This is a genomic window from Capillimicrobium parvum (genome assembly GCF_021172045.1).
Lineage (GTDB): Bacteria > Actinomycetota > Thermoleophilia > Solirubrobacterales > Solirubrobacteraceae > Capillimicrobium > Capillimicrobium parvum.
In genome coordinates, this window is the sequence record NZ_CP087164.1 from 3,853,884 (window position 1) to 3,865,703 (window position 11,820).

At 72.0% G+C, this 11,820-nt stretch carries 11 protein-coding genes; 3 read left to right on the forward strand and 8 right to left on the reverse strand.

Annotated elements, in window-relative coordinates; translation table 11 throughout:
• Positions 1 to 11: 11 nt before the first annotated feature.
• Positions 12 to 1,499, reverse strand: coding sequence for an aldehyde dehydrogenase family protein (locus tag DSM104329_RS18785; protein WP_259311382.1), 1,488 nt, complete (start codon positions 1,497 to 1,499; stop codon positions 12 to 14).
• Between the two features lie 132 nt (positions 1,500 to 1,631).
• Between DSM104329_RS18785 and DSM104329_RS18790 the strand changes: the two genes are divergently transcribed.
• On the forward strand, positions 1,632 to 3,752 hold the full coding sequence (locus DSM104329_RS18790; protein WP_259311383.1) for an oxidoreductase: 2,121 nt from the start codon (positions 1,632 to 1,634) through the stop codon (positions 3,750 to 3,752).
• A gap of 160 nt (positions 3,753 to 3,912) precedes the next feature.
• Here DSM104329_RS18790 and DSM104329_RS18795 read toward each other — a convergent pair whose 3' ends face one another.
• Together DSM104329_RS18795 and DSM104329_RS18800 are read right to left on the reverse strand one after the other, a co-directional pair.
• Positions 3,913 to 4,227 carry an LLM class oxidoreductase gene (locus DSM104329_RS18795; RefSeq protein ID WP_259311384.1) on the reverse strand — a complete coding sequence of 105 codons (315 nt, stop codon included), beginning with the start codon at positions 4,225 to 4,227 and terminating at the stop codon, positions 3,913 to 3,915.
• A 387-nt stretch (positions 4,228 to 4,614) separates the two neighbouring features.
• A complete protein-coding gene (locus DSM104329_RS18800) occupies positions 4,615 to 5,964 on the reverse strand; it encodes a flavin monoamine oxidase family protein (RefSeq protein WP_326924446.1) in 1,350 nt (449 codons plus the stop codon).
• 227 nt (positions 5,965 to 6,191) lie between these two features.
• On the opposite strand from DSM104329_RS18800, the gene DSM104329_RS18805 reads away from it, so the two are divergent.
• Positions 6,192 to 6,476 (forward strand): hypothetical protein, encoded by a 285-nt coding sequence (locus DSM104329_RS18805; protein ID WP_259311385.1) that lies wholly within the window; start codon positions 6,192 to 6,194, stop codon positions 6,474 to 6,476.
• Positions 6,477 to 6,882: 406 nt separating this feature from the next.
• Here the strand turns inward: DSM104329_RS18805 and DSM104329_RS18810 are convergent, their stop codons facing one another.
• The gene (locus tag DSM104329_RS18810; RefSeq protein WP_259311386.1) at positions 6,883 to 7,875 is read right to left on the reverse strand and encodes an HpcH/HpaI aldolase/citrate lyase family protein; all 993 of its coding nucleotides are present in this window, start codon (positions 7,873 to 7,875) and stop codon (positions 6,883 to 6,885) included.
• A gap of 156 nt (positions 7,876 to 8,031) precedes the next feature.
• Between DSM104329_RS18810 and DSM104329_RS18815 the strand changes: the two genes are divergently transcribed.
• On the forward strand, positions 8,032 to 9,192 hold the full coding sequence (locus DSM104329_RS18815; protein WP_259311387.1) for a pyridoxal-phosphate-dependent aminotransferase family protein: 1,161 nt from the start codon (positions 8,032 to 8,034) through the stop codon (positions 9,190 to 9,192).
• A 56-nt stretch (positions 9,193 to 9,248) separates the two neighbouring features.
• Here DSM104329_RS18815 and DSM104329_RS18820 read toward each other — a convergent pair whose 3' ends face one another.
• The 4 genes from DSM104329_RS18820 to DSM104329_RS18835 all read right to left on the reverse strand — a co-directional run bounded on the left by DSM104329_RS18820 (position 9,249) and on the right by DSM104329_RS18835 (position 11,792).
• The gene (locus DSM104329_RS18820) at positions 9,249 to 10,172 is read right to left on the reverse strand and encodes a LysR family transcriptional regulator (protein ID WP_259311388.1); all 924 of its coding nucleotides are present in this window, start codon (positions 10,170 to 10,172) and stop codon (positions 9,249 to 9,251) included.
• Positions 10,173 to 10,217: 45 nt separating this feature from the next.
• Positions 10,218 to 11,165, reverse strand: coding sequence for a phosphoribulokinase (locus DSM104329_RS18825; protein WP_259311389.1), 948 nt, complete (start codon positions 11,163 to 11,165; stop codon positions 10,218 to 10,220).
• A gap of 10 nt (positions 11,166 to 11,175) precedes the next feature.
• Complete coding sequence (locus DSM104329_RS18830; protein ID WP_259311390.1) at positions 11,176 to 11,412, reverse strand: hypothetical protein; 237 nt, start codon at positions 11,410 to 11,412, stop codon at positions 11,176 to 11,178.
• A 95-nt stretch (positions 11,413 to 11,507) separates the two neighbouring features.
• Positions 11,508 to 11,792 (reverse strand): YciI family protein, encoded by a 285-nt coding sequence (locus DSM104329_RS18835; protein WP_259311391.1) that lies wholly within the window; start codon positions 11,790 to 11,792, stop codon positions 11,508 to 11,510.
• Positions 11,793 to 11,820: the final 28 nt, after the last annotated feature.

Here is an 11,820-nt window from a genome sequence, read left to right on the forward strand (position 1 = left end):
GGGCGTCGCGGTCAGAGAATGACCGAGACGACCTTCTCCTCGGTGGAGCCGTGGATGCCGGCGAGGCCGAGCTCGCGGCCGATGCCGCTGATCTTCGTGCCGCCCCACGGCAGCCGCGGGTCCGGCGCGCCCCAGCCGTTGATCCACACCGCGCCGACGCGAAGCGCCCGCGCGGCCTGGTGGGCGAGCGAGAGGTCCTTCGTCCAGACGACGGCGGCCAGGCCGTAGCGGCTGTCGTTGGCGAGCGCAACGGCCTCGTCGACCTCGCCGAACGGGATGACCGTGCCCACCGGGCCGAAGATCTCCTCGCGCGCGATCGTCAGGTCGTTGGTGCCGACGAACACGGTCGGCTCGACGAAGTAGCCGGGGCGGTCGAGGCGGCCGCCGCCCGCGACGAGCTCGGCGCCCTCGTCGCGGCCCGCGTCGATGTAGCCGAGCACGCGGTCCATCTGGCGGCGGTTGATGAGCGCGCCCATCGTCGTCCCCTCGGCGAACGGGTCTCCGACCTGCACGGCGCGGGCCTGCTCGGCCAGCCCGGCGACGACGTCGTCGCGGACGCTCTCGTGCACGAGCACGCGGGTGCCGGCCGCGCAGATCTCGCCCTGGTTGGCGAACAGCGACGCGGCGGCGATCGGCATCAGCGCGTCGAGGTCGGCGTCGGCCAGGATGATCTGCGGCGACTTGCCGCCCAGCTCGAGCGTGACGCGCTTGAACGCCGGGCCCGTCTCACGGGAGATCTCGGCGCCCACCTCGGGGCTGCCGGTGAACGAGATCTTGTCCACGCCGGGGTGACGGACGAGCGCGGCTCCCGCCCCCGCACCGGTGCCGCAGACGACGTTGACGACGCCGGCCGGCACGCCGGCCTCGGCCATCAGCTCGGCCAGGCGCAGCGTGGACAGCGACGCGTCCTCCGGCGGCTTGACGACGACCGTGCAGCCGACCGCGAGCGCCGGGGCGATCTTCCAGGAGGCGATCATCGTCGGGGCGTTCCACGGCGTGATCGCGCCGACCACGCCGACCGGCTCGCGCAGCGTGTAGGAGAAGCGGGGACGGTCGAAGTAGTCGGGCACCGGCACCGTGCTGCCGTGGACCTTGTCGGCCCAGCCGGCGAAGTGGCGGAACGTGTCGGCGGCCAGCGGGATGTCGATGGCGGCGGGGTCGGCGACCGGCTTGCCGACGTCGATCGCCTCGAGCGCAGCGAGACGCTCGGTGTCGGCCTCGATGAGGTCGGCGATCCGGTTGAGCAGGCGCCCGCGCTCGGAGCCGGACATCCGCGACCACTCGCCGCCGTCGAACTGGCGGCGGGCGGCCTGCACGGCCGCGTCGACGTCGGCGGCCGACGCGCTGGCCACCGTCGTGACGACCTGCTCCGTCGCCGGGTTGAGCACCTCGAACGTCGCGCCGTCCCCGGCGTCGCGCCACGTGCCGTCGATGTACAGCCCGCGCTCGGGCAGGCGGGGAACCTGGGGATGGCCGGCCGGCGGCGAGTCGACGGACAATGCTCCTCCTCGGACGTTCGATATTTGAACAGCTTGCGCCGATAATCTACCATCGCGCCCACCAACCGGGATCGAACGCCCGGTGGCACCGATTATCGTGACATCGTGGACCGCTTGGACGGAGGAGCCGCCGTGACCGAACCGCACCGCTGGAACATGGGCCCGTTCACGCACGACGAGCTCCGCGCGCAGGTGGAAGATCGCTACGCGCCCCTATTCACGCCGCTGCGGATCGGCCCGAAGACCGCGCCCAACCGCTTCTACAGCGTCCCCTACGCCGGCGGATGGAGCATGCACGAGCTCAACCTCGAACTGGAGCACCGCCGGACGCGCGCGGAGGGCGGCTGGGGCGTCGTCTGCACCGGCGAGGCGATGATCGCGCGGGAGGGCGTCGCCGACATGATCGACGGTCTCGAGATCTTCGACGATGCCGACGCCCGCGCGATCGCGCCGATCGCGGACGCGATCCACGAGTTCGGCGCCCTGGCCGGCATCGAGCTCGTCCACTACGGGGGGATCGCGAGCCCGCGCACGTGGCGCATGCCGCCGCTGGCCGTGTCGCAGATGCAGAGCGACGCGATGTTCTTCAGCACGGCGGTCGGTCAGACCATGACCCGCGGCGACATCCGCCGCGTGCAGGACGAGTGGGTCGCCGCCGCCCGCCGCGCGCGCGCCGCCGGCTACGACGTCGTGTACGTCCACTGCGCGCACAGCGGTCAGCCGATGCAGTTCCTCGCCCCGTACTACAACCAGCGCACCGACGAGTACGGCGGCCCGCTCGAGAACCGTGCGCGGTTCCTGCTCGAGCTGCTCGAGCGCATCCGCGCGGAGATCGGCGACGACACGGCGATCGCCGTGCGCTTCGCGATCGAGGCGCTCGGCCCCGGCGGCCTCGAGATCGAGGAGGCCCTGGCCACCATGCGGATGGCCGACCACCTCGTCGACCTGTGGGACATCGCCATCGGCGGCCTGGCCAACTCCGACCGCGACCTCACCCCGTCGCGCCTGTACGAGGAGGGCGCGTCGCTGCAGTGGAGCCGGCGTGCGAAGGAGGCCACGGACAAGCCGGTCGTCGGCTCGGGCCGCTTCACCGACGTCGACCTCATGCTGCGGACCATCACCTCGGGCGACCTGGACTTCATCGGCGCCGCACGGCCGGGCATCGCCGACCCGTTCCTGCCGCGCAAGATCGCCGCGGGCGAGTTCGGCCGGGTGCGCGAGTGCATCGGCTCCAACCACTGCGCCTACAGCGAGGTGCAGTACACGTTCGGCTGCAGTCAGAACGCGACGGCCGGCGAGGAGTACCGCCGCGGCTGGCACCCCGAGCAGTTCACGCGCGCCGCGAACGCCGACCGCCCCGTGCTCGTCGTCGGCGGCGGGCCTGCCGGACTGGAGTGCGCGACGGTGCTGGCCCGGCGCGGCTTCGAGCAGGTCCACCTCGTCGAGGCCGAGCGGCAGGTCGGCGGCCACATGCGCTGGTTCGCCAAGCTCCCCGGCTTCAACCCGTGGGGCCGGGTCATCGAGCACCGGGAGTGGCTGGCCGAGCACCTGCGCGAGGTGCAGATCGCGCCGAACACGCGCCTGGACGCCGAGGGCGTGCTCGACTACGGCGGCGCGATCGTCATCGTCGCGACCGGCGCGCCGTGGGCGACGGTCGCCACGGACCCGTTCACGAACACGCCCGTGCCCGGCGCCGACGCGTCCCTCGACCACGTCCTCACCCCCGAGCAGGTGATCCTCCAGGGCAAGCCGGTGCCCGGCCGGCGGGTCCTCGTCTACGACTGCCAGGCCGACCAGATGGCACTCGGGACGACGCAGTACCTGCAGGAGCGCGGGCACGAGGTCGAGCTCGTCAGCCCGTTCGCCGACATCGCCAACCGCGCGCACCAGGACGGCGTCTCGTTCGCCCTGCGCGGCGAGATCCTCGCCGCCGGCGGCCGGCTGCGACCCTCGCTCATCCTCGCGGCGGTGTCCGGCTCGGGGGCGGTGTTCCTCGACGAGACGTTCAGCGAGACCGAGATCGCGTGCGACGCCATCGTGCTCATGACGCGGCGGGCGTCCGACGACGCGCTCTACCTCGAGCTCGACGCGATGCCCGAACGGCGGGCGCAGGAGGGCATCCAGGCGCTGTACCGCATCGGCGACTGCGCGGCGCCGCAGGATCTGGCCGAGGCCATCTTCAGCGGCCACCGCCTCGCGCGCGAGATCGACTCGCCGGACCCGTCGGTGGCGCTGCCGGCGCTGCGCGCCTGAAGGCGGCGCGGACCCAGAGAGATCCCGGGCCGCGCCGGTCACTCCAGCGCTCGGCCCCCACTCGGGAGTGAACTGCGCGACCGTCGATGGGACGGGTCGCTGATCGTCATCGAGGATCCCAACCGCGCGCACAGCCTGTCGCTCGGGGTCCCCTGAGCTGTCATCCGGCGCTCGCCGCGGTGAGGGTGTTGGCCGGCCGCTCGAGCCCGTAGTGCTCACGCAGCATGACGCCGTCGTATTCGACGCGGAACAGGCCGCGGGCCTGGAGGATCGGCACGACACCGTCGATGAACTGCCGCATCGACGACGGCAGCACCGGAGGCATCAGGTTGAAACCGTCGGCCGCCCCGCTCGCGAACCAGTCCTCCAACACATCGGCGATCTGCTCATAGCTGCCGACGACCGTCCAGTGGCCGGTGCCCGACGCCAGGCGGCCGAGGATCTGACGGACCGTGAGCTGCTCGCGGCGACCCATGTTCACGATGAGGCTCGCCCGTCTGCTTGCCCTCGATCGTCTCAGGATCGGGCACCGCGTCCGGCAATGGCTGGTCAAGCACAAGGAGGTCCCGTCGGATCTCGAGGACCTCCGCGAGCATCGTGAGCCCGTAGTCCGGGATGATCAGCTGATCGAGTTCGTCGGCGGCCGCTCGGGCCTCGCGTACCGTCTCGCCGAGGATCGGGACGACCCCGGGAGGATCTTCAGCGTGCGCGGGTCCCGTCCGGCGTCTGCCGTCCGCTGCTTGAGATCGGCGTAGAACGACTGGGCGTCCGCGAGAGTCTGCTGCGCCGTGTACACGGCGTCGGCGTATCGCGCCGCGAAGTCCTTCCCCGCGTCGCATCTTCGCCATCGACCCTCATGCGATTATCGCACGCTAAGACTCCTATGCGCACAGTTCCGCGCACCGACGCGAGACCGCGCCCGATCCGCGCGCAAGAGCTGCTTGACGTCGTGCGCGGCGGCCAGCCCGGTCTCGATCGCCCCGTCCACGAAGCTCGTCCATCCGTTGGCGAGCAGCGAGCCCGCGAACGCGACGCGTCCCTCACGGGCGCGCAGGGCCTCGAGTCCCTCCGCAACCTGGCCGACCTTGAACATCGGCCATGTCTCACGCGCGAACCGGTCCGTGGTCCAGTCGTGGCAGGCGATGTCGAGGATCTCGATGCCTGGGTACAGCGGCTCCATCGCCGCCTGCACGTCGGACAGCGACGTCAGGTCGAGCGCGCGCGCGTTGGAGCCGAACGCGCGCACGAGCACCTCGCCCTCGCCGAGATCCGTCTCGCGCCGCGCGAACGTGACCGGGTGCGGCACCGTGCCCATCGCGATCCACGGACCGGGATCGTCCACCCGGGCGCGCATCCACAGCTTGAACCCGCGCGAGACCTGGCCCTGCGCGATCACCGCCTGCTTGCCCGCCGACAGCGACGGCGAGAACGCAATGGCGCCCATCGTGCTGATCGGCACCGTCACGATCGCGGCGCTCGCGGCCAGGACGTCGCCACCGTCGAGCACGACACGGACGCCCGCGTCGTCCTGCTCTACCGCGTTGACGACCGCGGACAGCCGCACCTCGGCGCCGGCATCATCGGCGATGGCGTCGATCAGCGCGCCCATGCCGTTACCGAGCTTGTAGTCGTCGAGTGCGCTGAAGAGAAACTCGCCGTCGACGTGGGCGAGCGCGCCCCAGCGGACCGCCTGAGCGAGGCTGCCCTCCTCGAACGGCCCGCAGAAGTTCAGCGACCACATCGCGTGGTGCAGCGCCCTCTCGTCCGCGTCGTAGCCGAGTCCGTCGAGGCGTGAGACCGCCGACTGCCGGTCGAGCCGGGCGACGGCGTCGCGGTTGAGCAGCGGTTCGAACGGCTGCGGGAAGACGTCGAGGGCGTCAGCGAAGTAGCGCTCGAATCCGCGCGCGAGCCGCGCCACGAGCTCTCCCCCGTCGCCGGCGTGGAAGCGGCCGTCGATCAGCCAGTTGGTGCGCTCGGGGTCCTCGTTGCGGTGGATCGGCTGCGCGTAGCGGTGGATCTCCGCCCAGAGGAACGGCTGGCTCCAGTGGATGTGCGCGCCGCCCATCTCCAGCTTCAGCCCACCGAGCCGTTCGTCGGTCCATGTCCGGCCACCGATGCGATCGCGTGCTTCGGCCACGGTGACGCTCAGCCCGGCATGGCGCAACTCGCGGGCGGCGACCATGCCGGAGAACCCGGCGCCGATGACGACCACGTCTGTCCTGTGCTCAGCCATGCAGAACCCCCAATGTCTCTGGCGGCACGCTCGCCGGCGGTGACCGCCCTTCCATGTCGTCGATCTACCGCGGGCTGGTTTGCTATTCATGTAGATCTCATATAACGATATGTCTGTGCGATAACTGGCGCCACGCTCGTCCAGGGTGCCGTACTCAGCAGCGCGCTCAGGCCAGTTGCAGACGCGCCTTCGGAAGGGAGTCACCAGTGGCATTGCTCATCACGGTCCACATCGCCGCCGACATCGGCACCGTAGAACGCGTCGAGGCGGAGCATCCTGAGGTCATGAAGGTGATCGGCGCAGCCGCCGCCCGGTACATGACCGCGCACCGGCGCACGCATCGCGACGGCGAAGTCCTCGACCTCGACGAGTTCGCGAGTCCCGAGACCTTGGCCGCATTCCGCGAGGAGGCCGAGGAAGCGATCGCGCGATACGGTGAGCTGATCGGAGCCCGACCCGAGGAGACCGTCTATGAGGTTCAGGGCGAATAGGGGCGCGTCTACCTCGGCGGTGCTGTCGCCGTCCTCGAAGACGTGCTGCCGGATGCCGTCGGCGAGCAGGGGATGTGACCTGCTCGGCCCCGCGGCGCGGTCTCGACGACAGGTCGAAACGCCATGATCACCGGCTGGCAACGGTCCGTCCGAGGATCATGCGGCCGACCCTAAGGACGCCCTTCGAGCGTGTCAATGATCGTCGTCGGTGATCTGAATCGGTGACTCAGGTCACAGGTCGGTCGGGTGCCTTCAGTCACCGATCGCGATCAGCGCGAGATCGACTCGCCGGACCCGTCGGTGGCGCTGCGTGGGGCCGGTCGCGGATGCTGAGGATCACGTGGTCGAGCATCGAACGTCCTCCATCGGGCGGGTCGGGCGTCGGCGTGCGCGAGGAGGAACGCGGTCAGGCCTGCGCGGCGAGCGCGGTGACCCCGGCGCGGGCGTCGATCTGCTCGAGCTTGGCCAGGAGGTTCTCCGCCATGCGGATCGAGGCCGCGTCGATGAGCCGGCCGTCCAGCGACACCGCCCCGCGGCCCGACGCCGTGGCATCGCGCATCGCCTCGACGATCCGGTGGGTCTTCTCGACCAGCGCCGGGTCGGGCGTGAACACCTCGTTGGCCAGCGCGATCTGGGAGGGGTGGATCGCCCACTTGCCCTCGTAGCCGAGGACGGCCGCGCGGCGCGCGGCGGCGAGGTAGCCATCGCGGTCGGTGAAGTCGCCGAACGGCCCGTCGACCGGCCGCAGCCCGTACGCGCGGCAGACGACGGCGATGCGCGACAGCGCGTAGTGCCATTGGTCGCCCCAGTGGCGGTCGCGCTGATCGCCGTCGGTGAGCACCGAGTAATGCGGGTTCGCCCCGCCGATCGAGGTCGTGTGGCTCTGCAGCGACGCGGCGTAGTCGGCCACGCCGAAGACCATCGCCTCCATCCGCTCGGGACAGGCTCTCGCGATCTCCTCGCAGTTCACCATTCCGAGCGCGGTCTCGATGAGGACGGAGATGCCGATCCGCCGCCGCAGCCCGACCGCCGCCTCGATCTGGGCGAGCAGCGTCGCGACGAGATGGACGTCCGCCCCGCACGACGCCTTCGGCAGCAGGATCGTGTCGATGTGCTCGCCCGCGTCCTCGACGACGTCGACGAGGTCCCGGTACGCGAACGGCGTGTCGAGGCCGTTGATGCGCAGCGAGACCGAGCACCCGCTCCAGTCGAGCTCGCGCAGCGCGTCGATGACGTTGCGGCGCGCCTGGTCCTTGTCGTCGGGCGCGACCGCGTCCTCGAGGTCGAGCATGACGATGTCGGCGCCGAGGTGCGGCGCCTTCTCGAGCATGCGGACGTTGCTGCCGGGGACGGCGAGCTCGCTGCGGTGCAGTCGGGATGGCGTGGGCTCGTGGCTCATGGGGCGGGCAGTCAACGGGCGCGCCGCCGCCGGCGCAAGGATCCGTAGAGGAATTGACATGGGTGCGATGACACGCTCGATGCATCGAGTCAGCTCTATGGCTCAACGTGAAAGATTCAATTGTGCTCGCTAGGTTCCGCGCCGTAGCCTCCGCCGATGCCCACCGTCCTCGCCGCCCTCCCCGTCCGCCTGGACCCCCCGCCGCGGCTTCTCTGCGGCCCTGGGCCGAGCAACGTCGCGCCGCCGGTGCTGGCCGCGATGCAGCGGCCGATGCTCGGCCATCTCGACCCCGGCTACCACGGGATCCTCGACGACGTCACCGCCATGTTGCGCGCGGCCTTCGGCGCCCGCGACGGCTTGGCGATCGCGCTCCAGGCCACCGGCTCCAGCGGCATGGAGGCCGCGTTGTCCAACCTCCTCGAGCCGGGCGACACGACGATCGTCGCCGTCAACGGCTTCTTCGGCCGGCGCATGGCGGCGATGGCCCGCCGCCATGGCGCGCAGGTCGTCGAGGTCGAGGCCGGCTGGGGCGAGGCGGTGTCCAACGACGCGCTGCTCGCCGCCCACGACCGCCATCCGCGGGCCCGGCTGATCGGCGTCGTGCACGGCGAGACCTCGACGGGCGTCGAGCACCCCCTCGCCGAGCTCGGCGCCGCGCTGCGCGATCGCGACACGGACACGCTGCTGCTCGCGGACTGCGTCACGACGCTCGGCGGGGTGGCGCTCGACGTGGCCGAGTGGAACGTCGACGTCGCCTACTCCTGCACGCAGAAGTGTCTCGGAGCGCCGCCCGGCCTGTCGCCGCTCGTCGTGTCCGAGCGGGCCATGGCACGCGTGCGGGCGCGCACGGTACCGGTGCCGTTCTCGCTCGACCTGCAGCTGCTGGAGGCCTACTGGGTCACCCGGCCGACCACCTACCACCACACCGCTCCCGTCCTGATGGTCTATGCGTTGCACGAGGCGCTGCGCCTCGTCCTGCAGGAGGGCCTGGCCGAGCGTTGGCGGCGCCATGAGGACGCCGGGGCGCACCTGCGCCGGGCGCTCGCCCACCGTGGGCTGTCGCTGATCGCCGACCCCGATCACCAGCTCGCCCCGCTCGCCGCGGTGCACGTGCCCGACGGGGTCGACGGCCGCCGCGTGCAGGAGCGGATGCTGCGCGAGCACGGCATCGAGATCGGCGGCGGGCTCGGGCCCCAGGCACCGCCCATGTGGCGCATCGGGCTCATGGGCGAGAACGCGACGACCGAGATCGCCGACCGGGTGACGGCCGCGCTCGACGCCGTCCTGGAACGCGAGATCGCGCCTGCGGCGGCCTGACTCAACCCGCCGGCGCCGGGCGCGCCTGCGCGAGCGCGCGCCTGCGGCGGCCTGACTCAACCCGCCGGCGCGGGGCGCGCCTGCGCGAGCGCGCGGCGAGCGGCGTTCGAGCCGGCGAACGCCATGAAGTCGACGACCTCGGGCCGGACCGGGCCCACGGCTGAGCGCACGACGAACCACGCGCGGCGCGGCACGCCGCCTCGCGGGCGCAGCGACGCCAGCAGGCCAAGCTCGAGCTCGAGCGCGACCGCGAAGCGCGACTGCAGCGCGATCCCGAGCCCGAGGCGGACCGCCTGCTTGATGGCCCCGTTGGAGCCGAACGTCAGCCGCTGCGGGTCGAGCCCATGCGCCGCCAGGTACTCCTCCGACAACGTGCGCGTGCCCGAGCCCACCTCGCGGATGAGCCAAGGCCGCCCACGGAGCTCCTCCACCGCCACCCACCGTCGCCGGGCCAGCGGGTCCTCGGGCGCGGTGATCAGCACGAAGTCGTTGTCGGCGAACGGCACGCCCTCCAGGCGCGCGTCCTCGGGCACGCGCCCGGTGAGCGCGACGTCGACCTCGTGGTCGGCCAGCCGCTGGAAGACGTCGCCGCGGTTGCCCACGTCGAGGCTGATCTCGACGCCGGGGCGGTGCTCGCGAAACGCGCGCACGAGCGGGGCCACGAGGTACTCGCCCGCGGTCGTGACCGCGCTCAGGCGCAGGGTCCGCGTGACGTCCTCCGCCTCGCGGGCCGCCCGCGCACCCTGGTCGAGCAGGCCGACCACGTCGGCGGCGTACGCGGCGTAGGCCCGGCCCGCGGCCGTGGGCCGCACCGAACGCCCGACGCGCTCGGTCAGCTCGACGCCCACCTCCCGCTCCAGCGCCGCCACCGCAGCCGACACCGACGGCTGCGTGACCACCAGCTCGGCGGCCGCGGCAGTGACCGAGCCGCGCCGGACGACGGCGAGGAACGCATGCAGCTGTGTGAGGGTCACGGCCATGGGAGACCGCCAACCTATAACGCGGGCACTATCCGTGCGCCAGGACTACGTGGGCTCGGGCGCCACCCCGGCGGACCACTCCGAGCGCACCGGGTCGCCACCGAGCGCGACCGTCGCGCGGGCGGTCACCAGGTGGTAGAGCACGATGAGCTGCACGATCGCCAGCGAGTTCGAGCGGCGCAGGCTCGTCCCGACCGTGAACTCGCCCAGACGGCGCGCCCGCAGGTGGCTGGCGAAGCTCATGCGGTCCCAGACGGACTCCTCCAGGCCGGTCACCTGCGCCGCGGTCAGGTCGCCCGGGATCCGCAGCAGCAGGTCGCGCCCGCGCCGGACGAGCGCGACGCCGCCGTGGTCGACCTCGAGCAGCGGCGTCAGGTCGGGGTGCTCGAGCGAGTCGCGCAGGAGCACGTCGGCGTCCAGGTGCGACGGGTCGTCGGTCCGGCTGGCGGTGAAGGTCACGATGAGGTCGGCGTACGCCCGCTGCGGCGCGATGTAGGCGATGGCGTCGGCCTCACGGCGGTCGAGCTCGCGCAGGACCTCGTCGGTCGTGTACTGGCGCCGGGTGCAGTCGCGAGTCACCTTCCACCCGCGCCGCAGGTCCTCCGGCGGCGCGAGGAAGACCCGCACGTCGTGGGCGCTGCGCAGCGTCTCGGTGTGGAAGCTCAGCAGCCCCTCGACGCAGAGGAAGCGGGCCGGGCGCAGGTACGCCGGCGCCCGCAGCGTCCCGTCGCGGTGGTCGTAGACCGGCTTGAGGACGGGCTCGCCGCGGCGCAGGTGCAACAGGTGCTGGGTGAGGATGTCGAGGTGGTTGCACTCCGGATGCAGCGGCGTGATGCCCATCTCGCGGCGCATCCGGCGGTCATAGCGGTGGTAGTCGTCGGCGTTCAGCCGCGCCACGTGCTCATCGCCGAGGACGCGGATGAGGCCGCGCGTGAGCGTGGTCTTGCCGGCGCCCGAGTCGCCGACGACGCCGAGGACGATCGGCCGGGGCATCAGATGACGGCTAGTCCGCGAGGACGTAGAGCCGCGGCCCGACGAAGTCGAGCTCGCTGTGCGGGCGCACGCCCGCGAACACCAGCGCGCCCGAGTCCTGGGCGCGCCGCCACCAGTCCCACGCCGCGCCGGGCGGGACGTCGATGCCCTCGGTCCGGCGTACGAGATCGTCGAACGCGAACGGGCCGGGCAACTCGCCGGCGAGCGACGCCAGCGTCTGGTCGTACTGCGTGGACGGTCTCTCCATGACGGGATGATCCCGGGCCGTCCGGGGGCACGCGCCTGCTCAACGGGGAGGGTTTGCTGCCCGTCCGCAGGGGGCCGAGCGCTCCCGCACGACGCTCACACGGCGACGGTCCAGGGCTCGACGCGCCAGGAGACGATCAGCCCCGCGTCGGTGTACGGGTCCCCGGCCGCCAGCTCCTCCGCCACCGCCGGGTCGTTGCCGCGCAGGACCAGCAGCCCGCCGTGCACCGGGTCGCCGACCGCGCCCGCCATCAGGAGCCGGCCGTCGTCGCGCCACCGGCGCAGGTACGCGAGATGCGCCTCGCGGTGCGGGACGCGGCGCTCGGCCATGTCGTCGACGTAGTCGTAGTGCAGCAGCAGATGCGGTCCGAGCTCGGTCATGCGGCGTCTCCTGGTGGGGTCGGTTGGC